This is a genomic window from Collimonas sp. OK307 (assembly GCF_900113705.1).
Lineage (GTDB): Bacteria > Pseudomonadota > Gammaproteobacteria > Burkholderiales > Burkholderiaceae_D > Collimonas.
Map to the genome: position 1 here is coordinate 1 of NZ_FOQI01000029.1, position 22,690 is coordinate 22,690.

22 protein-coding genes and 2 pseudogenes are annotated in these 22,690 nt (G+C 55.4%); 11 read left to right on the forward strand and 13 right to left on the reverse strand.

What is annotated here, in order from left to right:
* Positions 1–410 precede the first annotated feature (410 nt).
* Both BM205_RS23185 and BM205_RS23190 read left to right on the forward strand, forming a co-directional pair.
* Positions 411–1,739 (forward strand): C4-dicarboxylate transporter DctA, encoded by a 1,329-nt coding sequence (locus BM205_RS23185; protein ID WP_092417219.1) that lies wholly within the window; start codon positions 411–413, stop codon positions 1,737–1,739.
* 154 nt (positions 1,740–1,893) lie between these two features.
* The gene (locus tag BM205_RS23190) at positions 1,894–2,589 is read left to right on the forward strand and encodes a GntR family transcriptional regulator (protein ID WP_092417220.1); all 696 of its coding nucleotides are present in this window, start codon (positions 1,894–1,896) and stop codon (positions 2,587–2,589) included.
* Positions 2,590–2,621: 32 nt separating this feature from the next.
* On the opposite strand, the gene BM205_RS23195 is transcribed toward BM205_RS23190, so the two are convergent.
* From BM205_RS23195 to BM205_RS23215, 5 genes are all read right to left on the reverse strand, one after another.
* Positions 2,622–3,374: a LytR/AlgR family response regulator transcription factor gene (locus BM205_RS23195; RefSeq protein WP_092417221.1), complete on the reverse strand. Its 753-nt coding sequence runs from the start codon at positions 3,372–3,374 to the stop codon at positions 2,622–2,624.
* A gap of 23 nt (positions 3,375–3,397) precedes the next feature.
* Positions 3,398–4,117: a head GIN domain-containing protein gene (locus BM205_RS23200; protein ID WP_175511367.1), complete on the reverse strand. Its 720-nt coding sequence runs from the start codon at positions 4,115–4,117 to the stop codon at positions 3,398–3,400.
* Between the two features lie 44 nt (positions 4,118–4,161).
* Complete coding sequence (locus tag BM205_RS23205) at positions 4,162–5,496, reverse strand: sensor histidine kinase (protein WP_092417223.1); 1,335 nt, start codon at positions 5,494–5,496, stop codon at positions 4,162–4,164.
* A gap of 90 nt (positions 5,497–5,586) precedes the next feature.
* Positions 5,587–5,868, reverse strand: coding sequence for a hypothetical protein (locus tag BM205_RS23210; protein ID WP_092417224.1), 282 nt, complete (start codon positions 5,866–5,868; stop codon positions 5,587–5,589).
* A 51-nt stretch (positions 5,869–5,919) separates the two neighbouring features.
* Positions 5,920–6,243: a hypothetical protein gene (locus tag BM205_RS23215; RefSeq protein ID WP_092417225.1), complete on the reverse strand. Its 324-nt coding sequence runs from the start codon at positions 6,241–6,243 to the stop codon at positions 5,920–5,922.
* 384 nt (positions 6,244–6,627) lie between these two features.
* Here BM205_RS23215 and cysT point away from each other — a divergent pair, with 384 nt between their 5' ends.
* The 6 genes from cysT (at position 6,628) to BM205_RS23245 (ending at position 13,047) form a co-directional block, all read left to right on the forward strand.
* A complete protein-coding gene (gene cysT / locus BM205_RS23220; protein ID WP_092417226.1) occupies positions 6,628–7,503 on the forward strand; it encodes a sulfate ABC transporter permease subunit CysT in 876 nt (291 codons plus the stop codon).
* A 90-nt stretch (positions 7,504–7,593) separates the two neighbouring features.
* Positions 7,594–8,463: a sulfate ABC transporter permease subunit CysW gene (gene cysW / locus BM205_RS23225; RefSeq protein ID WP_256381773.1), complete on the forward strand. Its 870-nt coding sequence runs from the start codon at positions 7,594–7,596 to the stop codon at positions 8,461–8,463.
* A complete protein-coding gene (locus tag BM205_RS23230) occupies positions 8,460–9,551 on the forward strand; it encodes a sulfate/molybdate ABC transporter ATP-binding protein (protein ID WP_092417228.1) in 1,092 nt (363 codons plus the stop codon). The genes cysW and BM205_RS23230 overlap by 4 nt, the downstream gene beginning before the upstream one ends.
* Before the next feature lie 10 nt (positions 9,552–9,561).
* Positions 9,562–10,554 carry a CysB family HTH-type transcriptional regulator gene (locus BM205_RS23235; protein ID WP_092417229.1) on the forward strand — a complete coding sequence of 331 codons (993 nt, stop codon included), beginning with the start codon at positions 9,562–9,564 and terminating at the stop codon, positions 10,552–10,554.
* A gap of 389 nt (positions 10,555–10,943) precedes the next feature.
* Complete coding sequence (locus BM205_RS23240) at positions 10,944–12,140, forward strand: NYN domain-containing protein (RefSeq protein WP_092417230.1); 1,197 nt, start codon at positions 10,944–10,946, stop codon at positions 12,138–12,140.
* A 502-nt stretch (positions 12,141–12,642) separates the two neighbouring features.
* A complete protein-coding gene (locus BM205_RS23245) occupies positions 12,643–13,047 on the forward strand; it encodes a YunG family protein (RefSeq protein ID WP_092417231.1) in 405 nt (134 codons plus the stop codon).
* Positions 13,048–13,104: 57 nt separating this feature from the next.
* Here the strand turns inward: BM205_RS23245 and BM205_RS23250 are convergent, their stop codons facing one another.
* Positions 13,105–13,794 (reverse strand): HD domain-containing protein, encoded by a 690-nt coding sequence (locus tag BM205_RS23250; protein ID WP_092417232.1) that lies wholly within the window; start codon positions 13,792–13,794, stop codon positions 13,105–13,107.
* Between the two features lie 243 nt (positions 13,795–14,037).
* Here BM205_RS23250 and BM205_RS23255 point away from each other — a divergent pair.
* From BM205_RS23255 to BM205_RS23265, 3 genes and pseudogenes are all read left to right on the forward strand, one after another.
* Positions 14,038–14,265: pseudogene (locus BM205_RS23255) on the forward strand (DJ-1/PfpI family protein); the annotation flags it as partial.
* A 70-nt stretch (positions 14,266–14,335) separates the two neighbouring features.
* On the forward strand, positions 14,336–15,586 hold the full coding sequence (locus tag BM205_RS23260; RefSeq protein ID WP_139227379.1) for an IS256 family transposase: 1,251 nt from the start codon (positions 14,336–14,338) through the stop codon (positions 15,584–15,586).
* 33 nt (positions 15,587–15,619) lie between these two features.
* Positions 15,620–16,369: pseudogene (locus tag BM205_RS23265) on the forward strand (GlxA family transcriptional regulator); the annotation flags it as partial.
* 227 nt (positions 16,370–16,596) lie between these two features.
* On the opposite strand, the gene BM205_RS23270 reads toward BM205_RS23265, so the two are convergent.
* From BM205_RS23270 to aat, 7 genes are all read right to left on the reverse strand, one after another.
* Positions 16,597–17,181 (reverse strand): dihydrofolate reductase family protein, encoded by a 585-nt coding sequence (locus BM205_RS23270; protein WP_092417236.1) that lies wholly within the window; start codon positions 17,179–17,181, stop codon positions 16,597–16,599.
* Positions 17,182–17,195: 14 nt separating this feature from the next.
* Positions 17,196–17,687: an SRPBCC domain-containing protein gene (locus BM205_RS23275; RefSeq protein WP_217646083.1), complete on the reverse strand. Its 492-nt coding sequence runs from the start codon at positions 17,685–17,687 to the stop codon at positions 17,196–17,198.
* Positions 17,668–18,021: an ArsR/SmtB family transcription factor gene (locus BM205_RS23280; protein ID WP_092417238.1), complete on the reverse strand. Its 354-nt coding sequence runs from the start codon at positions 18,019–18,021 to the stop codon at positions 17,668–17,670. Before BM205_RS23280 ends, BM205_RS23275 begins: the two co-directional genes overlap by 20 nt.
* Positions 18,022–18,350: 329 nt before the next feature.
* Positions 18,351–19,748, reverse strand: a complete 1,398-nt coding sequence (locus BM205_RS23285) for a DUF945 family protein (RefSeq protein ID WP_092417239.1) — start codon at positions 19,746–19,748, stop codon at positions 18,351–18,353.
* A 270-nt stretch (positions 19,749–20,018) separates the two neighbouring features.
* Positions 20,019–21,062 (reverse strand): quinone-dependent dihydroorotate dehydrogenase, encoded by a 1,044-nt coding sequence (locus BM205_RS23290; RefSeq protein WP_092417240.1) that lies wholly within the window; start codon positions 21,060–21,062, stop codon positions 20,019–20,021.
* A 95-nt stretch (positions 21,063–21,157) separates the two neighbouring features.
* Positions 21,158–21,883, reverse strand: a complete 726-nt coding sequence (locus BM205_RS23295; RefSeq protein ID WP_092417241.1) for an arginyltransferase — start codon at positions 21,881–21,883, stop codon at positions 21,158–21,160.
* Between the two features lie 64 nt (positions 21,884–21,947).
* Positions 21,948–22,676 (reverse strand): leucyl/phenylalanyl-tRNA--protein transferase, encoded by a 729-nt coding sequence (aat, locus tag BM205_RS23300; protein ID WP_092417242.1) that lies wholly within the window; start codon positions 22,674–22,676, stop codon positions 21,948–21,950.
* Positions 22,677–22,690 lie beyond the last annotated feature (14 nt).

Genomic DNA, 22,690 nt, shown 5'->3' on the forward strand with positions numbered 1-22,690 from the left:
GCATCCAGGTCGATTCGATGTAGTCGCGGCTTTCTTTCAGGGCGGCGCGTGAAGAGTCGGCCAGGGTCACAGGCAAGTGCGGCGCACGGGCGACGGCGACTACTTGCTGCGCAGAAAGGCTAAAGCCGTCAATAGTGATGGTGGTATTGGTCATGTTCACATCCAAAGTAGAAATACAAAATAGGGATACAAAATAAATCCATGTTCTTGCCGAGCCAAATGCCGACTACGGGTTTTCCTGGGTTTTCCTGTTTTTTTGGGTTTTTTGAATAATACTCTTGAATTCAATTATTGCATACAATAAGTGAATGCATTATATTGAATCCGGGGCGCCGCTTTTCCAAGCTTGAATCGGGGCGATTCCAGACTTATAAATTGGTATAAACCAAACAAACAATTAGGAGACGAACGTGCGGCGCTTTTATAAATCACTGTTTGGCCAGGTGCTCATAGCACTTGTCATGGGAATCGCAGTCGGGGTGTTGTTCCCGAAATTCGGAGAAAGCCTGAAGCCTCTGGGCGACGGTTTTATCAAGCTGGTCAAGATGATCATCCCGATGATCGTGTTCTGTGTAGTGGTGCATGGCATTTACGGTGCCGGCGAGTTGAAAAAAGTCGGCCGGGTCGGCTTGAAGGCGCTGATCTATTTTGAAGTGGTGACTACGCTTGCCCTGGTGCTGGGGTTGCTGCTGGCTTTTGTATTCCATCCTGGCGTCGGCATGAACATCAATCCCGACACCTTGGATGCCAGTGCCTTGTCCAGTTACGTGGAAACCGCCAATAAGGTAAGAGGCAGCAGCTTTTCCGACTTCGTGATGAAAATCATCCCGAATACCGTGGTCAGCGCGTTTACCTCTGGCGACGTACTGCAAGTGCTGCTGTTTTCGATCATTTTCGGTTCGGCCCTGTCGCTGATCGGTGAAAAAGCGGCACCCATCATCACCATCGTGCACAGCATGTCGGATGCTTTTTTCAAATGCATGTCTTTCATCATCAGGCTGGCGCCGCTCGGCGTGTTCGGTGCGATTGCGTTCACGGTCGGCAAATATGGCGTCGGCTCCTTGCAACAGCTGAGTTTCCTGGTGCTCCTGTATTTCTTTGCGGTGGTGATTTTCGTCTTTGCGATATTGGGCACCATCCTCAGGCTCGCCGGTTTCAGCATCTTCAAGCTGATCAAATACCTGCGTGCCGAACTGCTGGTGGTGCTGGCAACCGCGTCATCTGACAGCGTGCTGCCGCAGATCATGCGCAAGCTGGAATACATGGGCATCAAGGATTCCACCGTCGGCCTGGTGATCCCGACCGGTTATTCGTTCAACCTCGACGCTTTCTCGATCTACCTGACCCTGGCCGCCGTGTTCATTGCGCAAGCTACCAATACGCCGCTGGCGCTGACCGATTTACTGGCAATCCTGGCGGTGGCTTTGATTACTTCCAAGGGCGCCCATGGCGTGCCGGGCTCGGCAATTGTGATTCTGGCGGCCACCTTGTCGGCCATTCCTGCGATTCCGGTGGTGGGGCTGGTGCTGGTGCTGTCGGTCGACTGGTTCATGGGCATCGCGCGCGCACTTGGCAATCTGCTGGGTAACTGCGTGGCGACCGTGGTGGTGGCGGTGTGGGAAAAAGATATCGACAAGGTACGCGCGCATGCGGTCTTGAACGGTGAACGTCCGCCCGCCATGGGGGAAGATCTTGACGCGGCCAACTTGCAAATAGCGGCTGAGGGCAGGTCGCTGTAGGTAGAAAGTAGGCAAACAGCAAGCAGAGAACAAGTTCGCCCGACGCCATTGGCGGTCGGGCGCAACCCCGGCAACCGATTCTTATTTTTTGAAGGCGCCCCATTTGCAAGTACAATTTTGAACTTTAGAACCCAGCTTCAAGGAAATCGATAACATGAGCCTGTCTTCCAGCCCATCCGGCGCCGACAGTTCTGACGATATAGCGGCCGATATCACGACCGCGATTGCCGAGCAGCGCCTGCCACCTGGCACCAAATTGCGGGAAGAGGCCCTCGCGCGCCTGTATTCCGTGAGCCGCACCAAGATCCGGGCGGCGCTGGTGATGCTGGCGAAAGACAAATTGATCGATCTGGTGCCCGACAAAGGGGCGTTTGTAAGCCGGCCGACTGAGGAAGAGGCGCGCCAGATATTCTTCGTTCGGCGTGTGCTGGAAGCTGCGCTGGTGCGCGAATTCGTGGCCAAGGCCAGCGCCGCCGATTATCAAATGCTTGAGCAGCACTTGCGGGAGGAACGTGAGGCGCTGTCCAAGGAGAATCCGCAAATCCGCTCCAAATTGCTGAGCGATTTTCACATTCTGCTGGCGCGTACCGTGGGCAATCAGGTCCTGACCGATGTGCTGACCAAACTGGCCGGCCGCAGTTCGCTGATTACCATGTTGTACCAGTCCACCAGGGACGCGACATGTTCATCGGACGAGCACGTCGAATTCCTGAAAGCGGCTAAGGCCGGGGATACGGAAAAGGCGGTGCAGCTGATGGCGCATCATTTGCATCATGTGGAGTCTGCCTTGCAATTCGAGATACCGCCGCCTGGCGGCAAGAAGGATTTCGTCAAGGCGTTGCTGGCTTAGTGTAGTGGTGCCGCAGAGCGCCCACCCGCCGCTTACATCTGTTTAAACAAATGGATAAAGCTGCGGCTCACTTCCAGTTTTTCTGTATGTCCCTTTATCAACACCTGATGGCGGCCGCGCATGTCGCGGGTAATGCCGTCGATGGCGTTGACATTGACCAGGGTGGCGCGGTGGATTTGCCAGAACAGGTCGGGGTCCAGCTCTTCGGCCAGGTCGCGTACCGGTTTGCGGATCAGCGCTTCATAGGTGGCGGTCTGGACGCTGGTGTATTTTTCGTCGGAACGGAAAAACAGGATCTCCTGCACCGGAATCAGCCGCAGCTGCTGGCCGATACTGGCTTGTATCCATTGCAGATAAACCGGTTTGGTGGCGATCCCCATTTGCTTGGCGAGCTGGGTCAGCATCGAACCCATGTCGGTCGGCGTCGAGCTGAGCCTGGCCTTGAGGCGGGTGACGGTCAGGCCCAGACGCTCGGTCTCGGCCGGTTTCAAGATGTAATCGACAGCGCCGCGCTCGAAAGCTTCGATGGCGTATTCGTCATAAGCGGTAATAAAAACGATGTGGCTTTTGCTGCCTATCTCTTGCGCCGCCTGCAGCCCGGTTTTTCCGGGCATGCGGATGTCGAGGAATGTGAAATCAGGTTGTAGCTGGTCGACCAGCTCGACGGCTTCATCACCGTTTTTCGCTTCGCCGAGGATTTCCAGTTCCGGCCACGCCTGGCTCAGGCGCAAGCGGATCTGGTCGCGCATCAGGCGTTCGTCATCGGCAATGATAGCAGTAGGCATAGGCAATTATTCTAACAGGAGATTCAGCGTTTTTTGACCGAGCCGGAGCCCATGATGCTGGAGCGCACTTGCGGGTCGCCGCTGTATGAGACGTCACCGGAGCCGGCGGTTGAGACCTCGAGATTCTTGCTGGCGTAGACATGTGCATCGCCGCTGCCGACGATCGACACGCTGGTGTTTTCAGCGAGCAAACCAAAGCCGTCATAATCGCCGCTACCGGCAATCGATACCTTCAGATCACGCGTCTTGCCTTTGACCTTGATATCGCCGGCGCCGGCGATAGAGGCCGCGACCGTCGGCGTGTTCAATTCCCCGCTGAGGCTGCCAGAGCCGGATATGGCAATCTTGATGCTGTCTTTTGAACTCAGTTTACCGACTACCTTGAGATCGCCGGAGCCGTAGATGCTCAAAGCGTTTACATCCGGCGTGCTCAGATAAACATTGATATCGTGGTGGCTGGTGAAAGACGAATTGCGTTTCAGATGGACTTTCATGACCGAGCCGCTGGTTTCCAGCTCGACCAGCGAAACCAGGTTGGATTCCGCTTCGATCACGGCTGGTTTGACCGGCCCTTGGGTTAAATACACGTTCACGGCATCCGCGACTTCCAGTTGCTGGAAACTACCTACCTGGCGCTCGACTCTGACTACTTCGGCAGCCATGCTTGAGCTGCTGCCGAGCAGCGGAACCAGCGCTGCGGTAGCGAGTGTAAAGATAAGCGCAAAACGCGAGTTCGATTTCATATACATGTTTCCTCTTACTTATAAAACTAGCCTGAATAATGGATTCACGCAGGCTTGGCCTTGCTCGCGCCGACTACTTGATATGGCACTTCAATGGTTGAGCATACGCCGCTCGGGCTGTTAGGCGCTATCTCCAGTTGTGCGGCGTTGCCGTGCAGCAGTTTCAGGCGGTCGCGGATACTTAGCAATCCCAGGCCGGTGCCATTGCTGGGGAAGGCGCCAAAACCGAGACCATCGTCAGTGACGCTGACACGCAACTGATTGTCGGCTACTTCTGCCTTGATACGCAAGTAGCCACCTTCCGCCTTGCGCTCCAGGCCATGCTTGATGGCGTTTTCCACCAGCGATTGCAGCATCATTGGCGGGAAGGCTGCGCTACGTAAGCCGTCGGACACTTGCAGGTCGACATTCAAACGTTCTTCCATACGCATCTTCAACAAATCCAGGTAAGCCCGCACGATGTCGACTTCGCGGCCCAGCGTGGTGACGGTGGCGGTTTCCCGCATTTGCGGCAATACCGCACGCAAGTACTGGATCAGGCGCTTTTGCATGGCCGATGCACGTGGCGGATCGGTTTCGATCAGGTATTCAACCGACGCCAGCGTATTGAACAGGAAATGCGGTTCAACCTGGGCCTGGATCATCTGCATCTTGGCTTCCGATACCTCGCGTTGCAGGTTGGCGTGCTCGGCGGCGGCGTTGGCAGCCTGGGCCCGCGCTTCAGCCCGTTTCTTGCCACCCATCAGAGCCTTGGTGCCGAACAAGCCGATCAGCAGCAACAGCACAAAATTCACAAACCATTCAGAAGACTTCTTCTGGTAGCGGGCAACCTGCTGCTCGGCTTTTTCGGCGGCGGCTTCATGGATGGCGGCAATCGCATCGTTGATTGCCTGGTTGACATCCTGGGTAGCGTCCGGCGGCAGACTCAAGCTCAGGCTGGCGGCATTATTGTTGTGGGCAGGCGCGGCCGGAGGTGCAGGCGGCGCATCTGGTGCGGCTGGTGCGGCTGGTGCATCTGGTGCAGCAGGCGCCGGCATCACCTTGGCACTCGCGGCATCGTCGCCATCATAGGTATAAGTGCCGGTATTGATATGAACGCCGGTGTCGTCAATCCGGATATCGGTTTTGCCTCGGCCGGCCTTAGCCGATTTTGAGGTGTTGCCGTTATGTTTGCTGACTTTTTCGATGACGAGTTCGTCAGAAGAAAACAGCGTTTCCTGCAAAATCCCGGCGGCTGCCAGCATCAGCACAGCAAACAACAAGAACTTCCACCACGAAAGCTGCGTGACCCAGCTAGCAACTTTGTCGAATCCGCGCGACAAATAGGTCGAGGTGATCGCGGCATTTTTCTTGAATGTGGTGAACGAATCAGGATTCATAGAGTAGGGATCAGTTGTGCGGCAACTCGAAAAGTTGTCGTCATTTTAAACGGAACGGGCGCAGCAGTCTGACCGTTTTGCTATAAAGCATCAAAGAGCGCTGAGCGCCTGCGAGCCGGTTTGCTCGGTTTTCTTACGTGCTACTTTCTTCATGGCCTGTGCCCGCTGTTGCTGCTGTTGCTGAGTAAAAGCGATTTTTTCTTCCGGTGTCATACGTTTGCCGATAATCACGATGGGCGGCATCAGCAGCGGAATCTCTGCAGACTGTGCTGCAGCTTTTTTAGCCGGTGCAGCTGCCATGGCTGGTGTAAGACTCGTGCTCAGGGCCGCTAACAGCATGGTGGCGACCAATAATCTGGATACGGTATTCATTTGCAATCTCCTGGTTTGGAACTGCGACGAAACTGCTGCCGAGTTGGCGGCTTAGATGACGGCTTTCTTGTGGCTGGCTTCTTGCTGTGCCAGTACCGATTTTTGTTCCTGGTTCAGACGCTTGCCGACGACGGTGATCGTGGCCAGGTAGCCGTCCTGTTGTGCCAGGGCCAGCTTTTCTTGCGGGTTCAGGCGTTTGGCGACGATCGTCACGGTTTGCAAGAATTCAGGATGGCTTGGACGTTTGCCGATAATCGTGATGGTCGGCAGTGTGGAAACTTCAGTTTGCTGTGGTGCTGCTTGTGCCGGGGCGATGCTGCCAGCCAGAGTAGCGATGGACAGGATGGCGATCAGTGCTGTGCGTGCTGTGTTCATTTTGTTCTCCGTTAAGTGATTTGCAGGTGGCTGACGTTGTTGCATGTCGTCACTTTAGGGAGGGGCATGGCAAGTCGCCAGCTGCTTGCGACAATCTGCAGAAATCGCGGAACAGAATACAAAAAAGCGCCTCTGGAATGCAGCGGATTTAGCGGGATTTTTAGGGAACGACAGGGAGTTGACGCAGGGACGGAGGCTTTTTAGTGTTGTTGAGCCACAGTATTAGTTATATAAAAGATAAGTAAAATGCCTGCCTAACGGGAAATTGACTATTTCTCTTATGCAAATTCATTCTATGTACATGCTAAAAAGTTCGTTCTCTTTATAACAAACCGGTGAGATTATCTTCGCTCTTTAGCCGTATTTGTAATAAGGGGACGATGTATGACTGCCGCCGCGCTTACCGATCAAAGCCTTGCAAGCAAGCCCGCTACGCCGTTTCGCGTGATGCCCGGGTTTCGCCTGTCGCTGGGATTCACGCTGTTTTATCTGGCCCTGATCGTACTGATCCCCTTGTCGGCAGTGTTTCTCAAGACCTTCACGTTGAGCTGGGACGGTTTCATCGCCGCAGTCACTTCGCCGCGGGTGATGGCGTCTTACCGCCTGACTTTCGGCACTTCCTTGCTGGCGGCGCTGCTGAATGCATTTTTCGGCGGCATCGTGGCCTGGGTTCTGGTGCGTTACCAGTTTCCCGGCAAAAAACTGATCGACGCCCTGGTCGACCTGCCGTTTGCATTGCCGACAGCGGTAGCCGGCATCGCCCTGACCGCGCTGTATTCAAGCAATGGCTGGATCGGCCAATATCTTGAACCGCTGGGCATCAAGGTCGCTTTTACACCGTTAGGCATATTAGTAGCGCTGACTTTCATCGGTTTGCCGTTTGTGGTGCGTACCGTACAGCCGGTGCTGGAAGATGCCGAGAAAGAACTGGAGGAAGCCGCCGCCAGTTTGGGTGCTAATCATTGGCAGACTTTTACCCGGGTAATTTTTCCGACTGTATTTCCTGCGTTATTGACCGGTTTCGCGTTGTCCTTTGCCCGCGCTACCGGCGAGTACGGCTCGGTCATCTTCATCGCCGGCAATATGCCGATGGTGTCGGAAATCACCCCCTTGTTCATTATTACCAAGCTGGAGCAATACGACTACGCCGGCGCGACCGCGATCGCGGTGGTGATGCTGACTGTGTCGTTTTTGCTGCTGCTGGCGATCAACGTATTGCAAGCCTGGACTCGCAAACGCGGCCAGTCGGTCAAAGTATAGGAGTCGGACTTGAGCGCTACTGCCAGTAATTTCAATTCGACTGCCGCGACTGCGACACCGGTTGCCAGGCCACAGGCAAGAGGTGAACCGATCCATGTGCCGAACGCCACCCTGGAACCGTTGTGGGTACGCACCCTGCTAATGACGGTGGCGCTGTTGTTCCTCGCCTTGTTCCTGGTGGTGCCGCTGCTGTCGGTATTTGCCGAAGCGTTCAAGAAGGGCTGGGAAGCCTATCTGGCCGCAATCATCGAGCCGGATGCGATCAGCGCCATCAAGCTGACCTTGCTGACCGCCGCGATTGCGGTGCCGCTCAACCTGGTGTTCGGGGTCGCCGCGGCGTGGACGATTGCCAAGTTTGAATTCCGCGGCAAGAACATCTTGCTGACGTTGATCGATCTGCCGTTCTCGGTATCGCCGGTGATATCCGGCCTGATTTATGTGCTGTTGTTCGGCGCGCAGGGCTGGTTCGGCCCGTGGCTGCGCGAGCACGATATCAAGATCCTGTTTGCGGTGCCGGGCATCGTGCTGGCGACCGTGTTTGTGACTTTCCCCTTCGTAGCGCGTGAGCTGATCCCGTTGATGCAGGCGCAGGGTAGCGAAGAAGAAGAGGCCGCCCTGGTGCTAGGCGCTTCAGGCTGGAAGACATTCCGCCACGTGACCTTGCCGAATATTAAATGGGGCCTGCTGTATGGCGTGATCTTGTGTAACGCCCGCGCCATGGGCGAGTTCGGGGCGGTGTCGGTGGTGTCCGGCCATATTCGCGGCGAGACCAACACCATCCCCTTGCAGGTAGAGATTCTGTACAACGAATACAACTTCCAGGCAGCGTTTGCGGTGGCGTCGCTGCTGGCGTTTCTGGCGCTGCTGACCCTGGCGTTGAAATCGTTCATCGAATGGCGTTTGCGTGAGACGGTGCTGCCGCATAACGTGGGGAATCAAACAGGACAGGAGCAGGCATGAGTATCCAGGTAAGTAACATCAACAAGCGCTTCGGTGAATTTGTCGCACTGAATAATGTGTCGCTGGAATTTCCGACAGGTGAATTGACCGCGCTGCTGGGACCATCCGGCTGCGGCAAGACCACCTTGTTGCGCATCATCGCCGGCCTCGAAGCACAGGATAGCGGCCAGGTCTTGCTGGAAGGCGAAGATGCTTCATCGCGCCATGTACGCGAGCGCCAGGTCGGTTTCGTATTCCAGCACTATGCCTTGTTCAAACATATGACCGTGTTTGAAAACATCGCCTTCGGCTTGCGCGTCAAGCCGCGTGCCCAGCGCCCGAGTGAAAGCGCGATTCGCGAAAAAGTAACCAGCTTGCTGGAACTGGTGCAACTGGACTGGCTGGCCGATCGTTATCCGCCGCAATTGTCCGGCGGCCAGCGTCAGCGCATTGCACTGGCGCGAGCACTGGCGGTAGAACCGCGCGTACTGCTGCTGGATGAACCGTTCGGCGCGCTGGACGCCAAGGTGCGCAAGGAATTGCGGCGCTGGCTGCGGCGTCTGCATGACGAGTTGCACGTTACCAGTATTTTCGTAACCCACGATCAGGAAGAAGCGCTGGAAGTGGCGGATCAGATCGTCCTGATGAACAAGGGTAATGTCGAGCAGGTAGGCGCACCGCAGCAAGTCTATGAAAACCCGGCATCGCCATTCGTCTATGGCTTCCTTGGCAACGTCAATCTGTTTCACGGCCGTGTGCACCAAGGCGTGCTGGATACCGGTGGCGCCACTTTCGACGCGCCTGAGCACGCCACGGCGCAAGACGCGCAAGGCGTCGGCTATGTACGGCCGCATGACCTCGACATCGATCGCTATACCAGCGGCGCGGAAGGCATCGTGGTGCAACTGCGGCGCGCCCATGCAATCGGGCCGCTGGCGCAGCTGGAACTGGAGCGCAGCGATGGCGCCGATGCCGGTCTGATCGAAGCTGTCATTTCCAGCGAGCGCTTCAGGCAGCTCAATTTGAAAGACGGCGAAACCTTGGTGGTGCGGCCGCGCCGCCTGCAGGTGTTCGTCGATGGTCAAGCTAAACAACAAGCTACACAGTAAGGAGAAGAATATGAATTTCCAACAATTACGCTCGATCCGCGAAGCAGCGCGCTGCGGTTTCAATCTGACTGAAGTAGCGAATGTCTTGTTTACTTCGCAACCTGGAGTCAGCCGCCAGATCCGCGAGCTGGAAGAAGAACTCGGCGTCGATATTTTCATCCGCAACGGTAAACGCCTGATCGGCTTGACCGATCCCGGCAAAGGAATTTTGAAGATCGTCGAAAGACTGTTGCAGGAAGCGGAAAACCTGCGCCAGGCCAGCCAGGAGTATTCGGGCGAAACCAGCGGCACCTTGACAGTCGCCGCCACCCATACGCAAGCACGCTACGCTTTGCCGCGCGTGGTGCAAGGTTTCCGCGCCAGTTTTCCCGATGTCCGCATCGCCCTGCAACAAAGCTCGCCGGAACATATTGCCGACTGGGTGATATCGGGCAAGGCCGACGTCGGTATCGCCACCGAGGGCCTGACCCAGTTCAAGGAATTGATTTCCTTTCCATGCTATGAGTGGAGCCACGTGCTGGTAGTGCCGGAGAATCATCCATTGCTGGAGATCAGCGGGCCGATCAGCCTGGAAGATTTGGCGGCGTATCCGTTGATTACCTACGATGTCGGTTTTACCGGCCGCGGCCATATCGACGCTGCTTTCAGCAAGGCCGGCATCACGCCCGATATCGTATTGACGGCGATGGATTCCGACGTCATCCAGCAATACGTATCGCTCGGCCTGGGGGTTGGACTAGTGGCCTCGATGGCGACCGAACATAGCCGCCAGAACGGCTTGCGTTCGATTTCGGTATCGCATCTGCTGGCATCCAATGTGACCCGGCTGGCAGTACGGCGCGGGGCTTACCTGCGTTCTTACACGTATGACTTCATCTTGCAGTTCGCACCGCAGCTGAAACGTGAAGATATCGTTGAAGCCTTACAGGCGGAACCGCATGGCGCCAGCAGCAACGGTGTGCATAAGGTTGATTTTGAACCGCGCATCTTGAAAATCGCCTGAATCGAGCGACGCCTCTAAATCGGGCTGCGCTGGGCCAGGGGTCATGGCCTTGTCATATTCCGACGCTACGATTTCGTTTGTCTCCTCCGATCCTCCCCGGATTCGGATTTAGCCCGCTACCGCAAGGTCAGCGGGCTTTTTCTTTGCGCGTTTCTGTACCACTGTCGGAAAAGGTCATTAAATCAATAGCTTAGTGAATTGGCAGGGTAGTTATCCACAGGGCTACGCACAATTTCTGTGGGTAACTCACACCGCGTGCCAGCCGCTTGCGGTATCTCATCGGCCTACAATATTGTTGGCTATAATCGACGGCTTGGAGGTCCGCTGTAGCGCATACTTATCAAGCCCAGCCCGTCAAGCCCAGCCACTCATTGGAAAGCAATAAATTTATGGCCTCATCCCCGGAAAACCTCAGCATGGCAGTGTTCTGCGACTTCGAAAACGTCGCGCTCGGCGTGCGTGATGCAAAATACGAGAAGTTCGACATCAAGCCGGTGCTGGAACGCCTCCTGCTGAAAGGCAGCATCGTCGTCAAGAAGGCTTACTGCGACTGGGAGCGCTACAAAGAGTTCAAGGCCACCATGCACGAGGCCAATTTCGAGTTGATCGAAATCCCGCATGTGCGCCAGTCCGGCAAGAATTCGGCTGACATCCGCCTGGTGGTGGACGCACTCGATCTTTGCTACATGAAATCTCACGTCAATACCTTCGTCATCATCAGCGGCGACTCCGACTTCTCGCCGCTGGTCTCCAAATTGCGCGAGAACGCCAAGCAAGTCATCGGCGTCGGCGTCAAGCAATCGACTTCAGACCTGCTGGTTGCCAACTGCGACGAATTCATTTTTTATGACGACCTGGTGCGCGAGAGCCGGCGCACGGCCGCCAAGCGCGGTACGCGGGACACACAGCCGGCAGCGAAGCGTTCACCCGATGAAGAAAAGCGTCGCAAGGCAGAGTTGGAGGCGCGCAAGAACCAGGCGATCGACATGGCGGTTGAAACTTTCGATGCGTTGGTGTCCGAACGCGGCGACAGCGGCAAGATTTGGGCATCCGTGTTGAAAGAAGCGATCAAACGCCGCAAGCCCGATTTCAGCGAGTCGTATTACGGTTTCCGTGCCTTCGGCAATTTGCTGGAAGAAGCCCAGGCACGCGGTCTGCTCGAATTCGGCCGTGACGAGAAATCGGGAGCTTACGTATATCGCAGTAGCGGCAACAATGGCAATAGCGGCGGCTCGATTGCCAGTGAAGTCGCTGCGGAACAACCGGTGCCGGCATTGTTGCCGCTGCCGGAAGTAAGTGACGCGAAAGCAGTTTCACCGACGGTAGCGGCGGCGGCTGAAGACAATGGCGCCAAACCGGAAACCCGCCGCAAGGGACGCGGAGGCCGGAAGCCGGCTGAAAAGAAAGTCGCGGCGGCTGCGCCGAAAGTTGCCGCACCGGCTATCGCGCCGGAAACATCCGCAGCTGTCGAAGCGCCGGTTCAGCCACAGGAAGAAGCTACGGTTCAGGGCGTAAAAACGGCCCGCAAGCCAGCCACACGCAGCCGTCGCCCGCGTAAATCTGAAGTGAAGCCGGACGAAGCTTGATGAAGGACGGCCGCGATTTTGTGTCTCTACGGTCGCGGTGACACCGCTATCCCGCTTGCTGCACAATCCGGATACTGCAATTGAGAGACCGCAAGCGGCCAGCAGTAGTCCGTGGCTGATCGCCGAATCTGTACTGCCGAGATATTTGAAAGGGTGATTGAAATGCCAAGGAATCCCCATGTGGTGCTTTACGTTCTGGTGTTAATAGCGGTTGTCGTCAGTGTAGATTTACTGTTCTTTAAGAATCGATTCTGGGAACGGCTGATAGTGAACATCGGTATTGTCTTGGTGTTCGCGGCCTTCTATTTGAGATTCTTAAAGTGAACCCGTAGGCACGGTCCCGACGTAGCGCGAAAGTGAAACCTGCCGTTCGGCGCGATCTACGAGTCTGTGACCGGCTGCATGCGGCCAAGAACGGCCAGTTGCGAGACCAACCAATGTGGTATTGGTTTAACAATTTTTCTGTGGCAGTTTACGCTACGAACTATAGGGACTTTTTGCAATGAGCCAAGACAATCAGATGATTTCTGCATCGAAGACGTTTGCTACTCCACTCGATCTATACAGGTCGATTTCGCGGGTATGGTCTGGAGACACATCAAGTCCAACTAATGCCTGGTCACAATCAAATCCAGCGCAGAATCATTGCAGCGTTACTTCTCTTGTCGTGCAAGATTACTTCGGCGGTGAGATTCTTACCACCAAGACGTCCGGAGGAATCCACTTCTATAATTTAATTGACGGTAAAAAGTGGGATTTAACAGCCCGTCAATTCGCCGAACCTGTGCCATATGACGATACTCCATCATCTCGCGATGCAGCGTTAGCAGATACTTCGGAGCAGAAATACGTTCTTCTCACGACTCGGCTCAAGCAGTCTACCCAGATAGACGAAGTCTCCTCCTGATACAGAGTTTATAGAGTTGCCGAGGACCGCTTCCATTCCATTTCGCCCAAGTGAGACTCAACCGTGCATGTGATCGGGATTGCCACAACAAGCGCCATTGTGGTTATCATCCTTCCATGATGAACCAAGAATCAGGCTGCAAAAATTAATGCGTTTATAGCTAGGGTCCTTGAGCGCCAACACGTCGGCTTTGACGTTCCCAAACGTTGTATCCGGCTTGTGAATCGTTCCTTTTGCAAATGCATCGATAATGCCCTCCTTGAATTTCGGGCCACGAGGGTGCGCGTGCACCACTTGATTTCGTTGCTCTTCGGTAAAATCGTTGTACGCGATTCCCAGCACGTCCATTTCCACACCCGCCGTCACCAAAGCTACTACAGGTTTCTTGTATTGTGGAATTCCTGGCGTCGTGTGCAGTGCAATGGCATCCCATACTTGCTCAACGTCTTGCTCGGCAACGCCATATCCAGCTAGGAAGGCGCGTGCAGCATTCGCGCCGTCGACTTCGAAGCGGGCGTGTTTGGTGCTGTATGCGTCCACTAATCCCATATCATGGAACATCGCCCCTATATAAAGCAGCTCCGGATCGTACTTCAACTTCTTGCGTTCGCCCGCTATTGCGCCGAATAAAAACACGCGAGTTGAATGGTGAAACAAGAGGTCAGATTCAGTATCGCGAACAAGTTGCGTTGCCTCCCGTGCCATTTTACTGTCAGGAATTTTGATTCCAGCGATCATGTCGTGCATTGCATTCTCCAGGTTGGGCTTCGTCTATTACCGGATCAAAACAAAGTCAACGCCTTCCGAGGCGACGACTGTGCTGTATTGAGCCGACATACAAATTACCGAGTCCACTTTAAACGGCACCTAGTTTCGAGACAACGTAAAGCATGCGTTGTACACTGCCAGGCGTACGGCTTATCCTGCCACTACGACTACACTTTCCGTGCAAGCCGAGCTAAGGAAGTCGCTCCTCAAAAGGTATATTCGATGCGCGCTATCGCTATTGCGATCTTTCCGGGTGTCCAGGCACTCGATGTTGTGGGGCCTGTCGATGTCTTCGCTGAGGCAAACAGCTTTGTTGCCCCCGACGATGGATATGCGATTACTTTAGTGAGCGCTGTCGAGGGTGCGGTGCGTGCATCGAATGGAATGCGTATGTTGGCGGATATAACTTTTGCCGAAGCGAATACGCGTTACGACACAGCGTTAGTAGCGAGCCTGTCAGATTTTCTGTGTGACCGGGGTCATGAAATAATACCGAAAGGGAAATTCCATGACTGACGTAATGACCACAAAGAAACCGAAGAAGCAGAAAGCACCTAGCCTCATCCCAGTCGAGTTGATCGACCAGTTGCTGGCCCAAGTGCAGAACAAAGACGCCGAGTCGATCCTTGGCGAATCTGGCCTGGCTGGGCAGCTCAAGAAGATGCTGGCCGAGCGTATGTTGACGGCGGAGTTGAGCCATCATCTGGCCAGCGAAGGCGAGGCGAGCCAGAACCACCGTAATGGCAGTAGCCCGAAGAAGGTGCTCACGCCAGGCGGCGAACTGCACCTGGACATTCCCCGTGACCGGCTGGCGAGCTTCGAGCCCAAGCTGGTCGCCAAGCACCAACGGCGTATGCCAGGCTTTGACGACCACGTCATCAGCATGTACGCACGCGGTATGAGCGTGCGCGAGATTCAGGGCCATCTGCTGGAGCTGTATGGCACGCAGGTATCGCCGGACCTGATTTCCACCATCACCGACGAAGTCCTCGACGAGGTCACACAGTGGCAGCAACGGCCGTTGGAACCGATGTACCCCATCGTCTATTTCGACGCACTTCGACTGAAAATCCGGGATGAAGGCACGGTCAAGAACAAGGCTGTGTACCTGGCGCTGGGCATTCGTGCCGACGGCCGCAAGGAAGTGCTGGGGCTGTGGATCGAGCAAACTGAGGGCGCCAAATTCTGGCTGAAGGTCTTTAACGAGCTGAAGAACCGTGGATTGGACGATGTCCTGATTGCCGTCGTTGATGGCCTGCGCGGTTTCCCCGAAGCCATTGAAGCCGTCTATCCACAGGCGCAGATCCAGACTTGCATCGTGCACCTGATCCGCAATTCCACCACGCTGGCCTCCTGGAAGGATCGTAAGGAATTGGCTGCAGCCTTGAAACCGGTCTACCAGGCCGCCAACGCGGATCTGGCAGCCGTGGCGCTTGATGAGTTTGCGCAAGGGCCGTGGGGCACCAAATTCCCGACCGTGGCAACCTTGTGGCGGCGCCAGTGGCAGCAGGTCATTCCGTTCTTTGCCTATCCGCCCGAGGTGCGCACGATTATCTATACGACCAATGCCATAGAGAGCCTGCATATGCGCCTTCGAAAGATCGTCAAGAATCGCGGCCACTTCCCCAGCGATGACGCCGCAACAAAATTGCTGTTCCTCGCCTTGCGCAATATTGAAAAAGATTGGAAGATGCCACAGCGGACATGGAAGCAAGCAGCCAACCAGTTCGCCATCATGTTCGGCGAACGCTTCACGAACGCGATTAACTAACTACGAATTTCTGGCCCCGCACACAGAATTTCTGACAGGTCCTTAGTAGCCGGTGGCCCAGCTCTTCCAAGTGAAAACCCGGATACGCGTTTAATCGCATGGTTGACCAACGTCGCAGCTCGTTGTAAGCGCTATGGCTCCATATGCACAGGTGCCTTTGCTCTTGGCCATGCAGGACTACTTGATGGACGCCACGTGACTACTCATTGGCAAACTGCACCACAACTTGCGCTGCAATTTCCCGGTGCGCAAGTCGAACTCGATCGCATCTACATTCGTGACGGCCACCTGGTGACATCCGCAGGGGTTACCGCGGGCATTGACGTATCGCTCGCGCTGGTGGCTGAAGATCACGGACCGAAAATAGCGCTCGCGGTTGCGAAGCGCCTTGTTGTCTTTGCTCAACGGCGAGGAGGTCAATCCCAGTTTAGTCCTTACCTCAGCGCCCCTCCGGATGATGCATCGCCCATCGCCAAGGTACAGGCATACGTCATGGAGAATATAAGCGAAAACTTCTCCGTCACCCGACTTGCCGACGTCGCTGGAATGAGCGCACGTAATTTTGCCCGTATCTTTGTCCAGCTAACGAGCGTTACGCCGCATGAATTCGTCGAACATGCGCGAATCGATACAGCCCGCAATTTGCTTGAGAGCACCGACACTGCACTAAAAGCAATTGCATATAACTGTGGCTTCGGTACTGCTGACCGTATGCGCATTGTGTTTAAAAAACGTCTGGGTGTCTCGCCCAATGAATTTCGGATGAGTTTTCGAAAAACATAGATCGGCGGATGCAGCAGCATGATCGACGAATGGCTGTAACGGCTTTTTACGCAAAATGCCTCGGCACATAGCCCTGTTTCGGCAAAGTCGAGTAGGGTAGCCGCGACGGGCCGCGGTCGGCCGGTGTACCCAAAGACCGGCCAGTCGCACCCCAAAAAAATTGCGCTACGTATGGCCGCTCCTCCCTCTTCGCGGCCATCACCACCACGAGATACAATAACTTTGCATTATTGATTTCGTTTCACCTCGTATTGCAGGCACACTACGCCTGACGGGAAAATTTTACTATTCACCAGAATGAGTGCGGTTCTGTCCTTAATGTTTTTGAATAAGGGAACACCCTGCCCCAGCAGAATCGGATTGATGAAAAGCCAATATTCGTCGATGAGGTTTTCCGCCATCAGCGCGTGAGTGGCGGAGGGGCTGCCAAACACTAAAATCTCGCTGCCCGCGCTGTGCTTGAGCTTGCTGATTTCGTCGCTTAAATTGCTACTGATAATTTGCGTATCAGGGTGATTTTTTTCCGACAGCGTTTTCGATAACACCACTTTGTGGGCAGATTTATACCAACGCGAATGCGCATGGTCATGCGGGCTGGCGTCAGGCTTATCGGCAGCAGTTGGCCAGTACGACTCCATCATCTGGTAGGTCGTACGCCCATATAACGCGGTGTCGGTCTGCTGAATCCGCTGCTCCACGTATTCAAACAAGTCGGGGCTTATGCTTATCCAGGCCAGACCCGCCGGACCTTCAGCGGTGGAAGCGACAAAACCATCCAGCGACACATGGACAAACGAAACTAAGTTTCTCATGATTTTCTCTTTGATTAAGTTTTGATTACATAGCCTGCGAGGCGCGCCAGGGTTTGGTTCCCGCCTTCAATCGCACCAATTTTCTCCACCGCCATCTTGCGTGCTTCCGCATCGGGAAAAAACAGATGTATCGTCACTTTGGTTTGTCCATCCACCACCTCGAACGTCCATATCGCCTCAAAAATCGCATTCGGGTCGCCTTTGTACGTGCCACCAGTGCAAAACTCGATGCGGTGAGGCTTGTCGATCGCGGTATACACGCTGCGGCTGGGATAGTTTTTTCCATCCGGCCCGTGCATGACATGATGCCATTCGCCCCCCACGCGAAAATCCATTTTCTCCAGCGTGTTGGTAAACCCATTCGGTCCCCACCAATGCACGACATGCTCAGGTTTGGTCATCGCCTCCCACACTAATTCGCGCGGCGCATCTATCAAACGTGAGATGATAATTTCGCGGTCGGTGGTATCGGCATTGTTCGCGGCATTATTTTTTCTTTCCAGCACTTTTCTTCTCCTCAGCTTGAAGTTTTTTAAGATACACATCCAGGCGATTCAGACTCTGCTCCCAGTGCTGGCGATATTGCTCGATAAAATCGGCGACTTCACCCAACGGCGCAGCATTGAGCTGGCAGGGCCGCCATTGCGCCTGACGACCTTGCGTCACCAGCCCTGCGCGCTGCAAAACCTTGAGGTGCTTCGTCACGGCTGGCGCGCTTATTGAGAACGGCTTGGCAAGCTCGGTGACCGATGTCTCGCCCATTGCCAGTCGCGCAAGAATAGCGCGACGCGTTGGATCAGCGAGCGCGGCGAAGGTGATGCTAAGTGAGTCGGCATTCATATTTATTACATCGACTAGTTAATTAACCTACTGGTGAAATATAGATTACGTCAAAACCGATGTCAACGAAAATTCCCTGATTGCCGGCATGACAAGGTGTTGGTCCATCCATAGGGAGATCACCGATGGCCGCACGGAGGGTGGAGCTGCCGGTCGAATCCACGGCCAAAAGCAGGCACTGAAGGATCTTCTCCAAAGCGGCCGATGCGATAGTCGAGGTGTATACCGAAAATGAGGAGGATGCAAAGAAGCGGCTTGGCTGAGAAAAACCCCACCGAGTTGCAATAACCGGGCAGGGCTGATTTTCGTCTTTCTTGGGCAAGTAGGGATTACATGATGCGTTTACCGTTGACGACAACGCCTTGCGGCCCAAAGGTCGATTCCAGCGACAATTGCTTGCCATCGTCCTTGATATAACCTTGGTTGACATACATCTTCAACTGGTTTTCCTTCATCTGCCGTTGTGCAGGTGCTGCGGCATTTTTTTGTTCGAATGCGTTCAGGAACACGTCGCGTGCGAGCGTCAGCGAACCTTTGCCGGAAATTTTTTCCTTCAGCAGCGCCATTACGTTGTCACCCGTCAGCGCGTCCGGCGTCAAGCCCTTGCCATCCAGATTGACTTCAAAGGTACCGGCTACTTCGCCGTTAGGAGTCTTCAGACTGAGGCGGTCGATGCGGAAGCCGGGGGAGCTGGCGGCCAGTTCGCCGGCATGCTGCATCAGCATGGCCATCTGTGCCTTTTTCTGGGCTAGATTGGCATCGGTGCTGTCGTCGCCCGCTGCTGGCGCTGCGACTGCAGCAACGTCGGCACCGGCGACTGGCGGGGCTTTCGCAGCCGCTTCATAAAACGCCTTGGAAGCAGCCTGAATTTTCAGTAGCCCATCTTTGTTCAGGTTGAGATAGGAAAAATCGAAATGGATGTCGTCGGCAACAACGCCGTTGGCATCGCCGAACAGGCTCTTGTCTATCTTGGTCTGGTAAACCAGATCGAAATTGTTGCCGTGGTCTTTCAGGTCGGTGTCCATGACCAGGTTTTGCAGTTTCAGGACAGCGTTACCGTTCCTGGTAGCTTCGATATTATCCAGTTTGATGTGCCCGTCTTGTTTCCAGGTGTCAGTGGCGCTCTTCTCGTCCTTGTAGGTACCGCTCAGGTTGAGATTGCTCAGATTGACATTGATCTGGGTGCCAGCAGTAGTGGCGCTGAGGGATGGTAGGTTGAGTTCGTATTTTTGCGTTTCGCCACTTTTCCCATGGAAGTTCAAGTTCAGGTTTTTACCAACGATATGCAGGCCTTCCTGGTTCTGCCAATCGATTTCCGGCGCTGCAACGCTGGTCGACAGGCCACCGAAGAACAGCTTGTCGCTACTGGCATTGAGCTTGACCGGTAATGGTGTTTCCACTCCCTTGTCGTCCACCAGCGCAATCGTGTGGGTGATCTTGGCCCAACGGTAAAACGGAATGGCGAATTGATTGACCTGGTGAGTTACCGCCAAGCGGACCGGCTGCGCTCCCATCGAAATCGCGTATTCAGTCTTGGCTGTCGACGAGAACCAGCCGCGCTGGAACGAGGCCAGCTTGGTGCTGATCGGCAAGGAACTACTGCCCAATGCGTCCTGGTCAAATTTGCCAAAATCCGCTTCGGCGCGCATGCCGACTATGCCAGGAACCACGGCAACCCACGCAAGTACGGCGGCGCCGACTGCGATGGCTATTTGAGAACGTTTCATGTTTTCTTTTTTTTGAAAGAGTAAAAGTTAATAATAACTCAAGTGTTGCATTGGGGTAAATGTTTTGGTGTTTTGCAGCACGTACAAGGCCTAGTGATAGGCCGTCTACACACTGCTGAACATCGAGCGCGGTGTTCCGGAAGTGTTCAACGCATCTTCGGAATTAACCGCAGCGAAAAAAAACAATCCACGTTGCCGTCGAGCGGCAGCGTGGATCTCTATATCTGAACCGGCGCAGCGGTCAATCCGCATCAGGACCCGCAGCTTGCCTCAGCTTTTCTGACGCAGCGCTGCCGCACATTCCCGCACTAACGCCGGGCCGCGATAAATCAGGCCGCTATACAGTTGCACCAGTGACGCTCCCGCAGCTATTTTGGATTGCGCATCAGCGCCGCTGAAGATTCCGCCGACGCCGATGATCGGCAACGCATCTCCTAACTCACCGTGCAACTGCCGCACGACACTGGTGGATAAGGCCAATACCGGCGCACCGGACAAACCGCCGGCTTCATTCTCATGTTGCAAGCCTCTGACGGCATCGCGGCTGATGGTGGTGTTGGTGGCGATCACGCCATCTATCTTATGTCGCAGCAAGGCGTTGGCGATGGTCTTGATTTGTTCCGCGTCGATATCCGGCGCGATTTTCAACGCGATAGGGACATACCGCTTGTGCTGGTCAGCCAGCTTTTGCTGCGCCTGCTTGAGCTGCGACAGCAGGGCGTCGAGTTCCGATGCGCCTTGCAACTGGCGCAGGTTCTTGGTGTTGGGCGAGGAAATGTTGACAGTGACGTAGCTGGCGTAAGGATAGACTTTTTGCAGGCAATGCAGATAGTCTTCAGCGGCGCGTTCGATCGGCGTATCGGCATTCTTGCCGATATTCAGTCCCAGCACGCCTTGCCGCTCCTGGTAGAACCTGGACGCCTGGACATTGGCGACAAAGGCGTCGACGCCGCCATTATTGAAACCCATGCGATTGATGATGGCGTTGGCGGCCGGCAGGCGGAACATGCGTGGCTTGGGATTGCCAGGTTGCGCCCGCGGCGTCACCGTGCCGACTTCAATCGAGCCGAAGCCGAGCGCCGCCAGGCCGTCGATATAAGCGCCGTCCTTGTCCAGCCCGGCTGCCAGGCCGACCGGATTGGGGAAAGTGATGCCCATCACCGTGCGTGGATCGGCCGGCGTCTTGCCTAATAGCGAAGTGAGTCCCAGGGCTGCGGCCCGGCGCAGTGCCGGCAAGGTCAGATTGTGGGCGGATTCCGGATCGAGTGAAAACAGGGCGGGGCGGGCAAAGGCGTACAGAAGTTTGGCTGGCACGGTAGGCTGCTATATAAGGTGGTGAAGATGAGGTGGTGAGGGTGAAGCAATCAGGTTGAAACAATCGAAAACAGGCGCAGCAAAAACCGCGGTGGCTATTTTAGCGCACTCCACTCCCCTTGCCGCAGTGCTTCCAGCGGTTGGAAGTTGATTTTGTAGGCCATTTTAGGGCTTTCTTTTATCCAGTATCCCAGATAGACGTAGGGCATGCCGAGCTGCCTGGCCTGGCCGATTTGCCACAACACGTTGTAGGTGCCGTAGGAAGCGCCCGGTACGTCCGGATCATAAAAGGTGTACACCGACGACAAACCGTCGTTCAGCACATCGATAATGCTCACCATGCGCAACGTACCGTCGGCATCCCGAAATTCGACCAGGCGGGTATTTACCTTGCTCTGCAGCAGAAACTGGGCGTACTGGTCGCGGCTATCCTGGTCCATGCCGCCGCCGCTGTGGCGCGCGGTCTGGTAGCGCAGGTACAGGTCGTAATGTTCATGCACGTAGGCCAGGTTGGTGACCAGTGTGGTCAGATGGCTGTGCCGCTCCCAGGCACGGCGCTGGCTGCGATTTGGCTGGAACGATGCCACCAGCGTGCGCACCGGTGTGCAGGCCTGGCAACCATCGCAATACGGCCGATAGGTAAAAATGCCGCTGCGCCGGAAACCGTTCTTCACCAGCTCCGAATAGACATCGGCGTTGATCAGATGCGACGGCGTCGCCACCTGCGAACGCGCCTGGCGATGATCCAGGTAACTGCATGGATAAGGTGCGGTAGCGTAAAACTGCAGGGTAGAAAAGGGCAGATCTTTTAGGTGCGTCATGTGCGTTCCGGCTAATGACATATAACTGATAATTTACACTGTAATTCCGGTTTGCATAAGAGTCTTAATCGGCAAACAAAGGCAGCGGCCGCCAGTTGTGGATTTGCGGGTGGGCGATGGCTTGCTTCAGGTGCAGCAGAAACTCGGTGCGGCTTATTGGCTGGGCGCCGAGCGAAGCCAGATGATCTGTCTGTTGCTGGCAGTCGATCATTGTCACGCCATGCTGGCGCAGGAAGTGCACCAGGTAAGCCAGGGCGATCTTGGAAGCGTCGCTGACCCGGGTAAACATCGATTCGCCGTAAAACATCTGGCCGATGCTGACGCCATAAGCGCCGCCCACCAGCTTACCGTCCAGCCATACTTCAGCCGAATGCGCGTATCCGAGCCGGTGCAGGGCGCGGTAACCGGTAACGATGTCTTCCGAGATCCAGGTGCCGGCGCCATCGCGGCGTGGCGCCGCGCATTCGCGCATTACTTGCTCGAAGGCGAAATCGAAGCGGACCTGCCAGCGCCGGTCGGTGGCAATGCTGCGATGCACCTTGCGCAAGGTTTTATGCAAACTGGCCGACACCGCGAATTGTTCCGTCTTCAGCACCATGCGTGGATCGGTGCTCCACCAGAGGATCGGCTGGTTCTCTGAAAACCAGGGGAAGATGCCATGTCGATAAGCATCCAGCAGGCGTCGCGGCGACAAATCGCCGCCGGCCGCCAGCAGGCCGGCGGCGCCGTCCTCTTCGGTCAGTGCCTTGGAGACATCGGGAAACGGGCTGTCCAGTTCAAGCCAGGGGATCATCGCGGCTCCGCTGG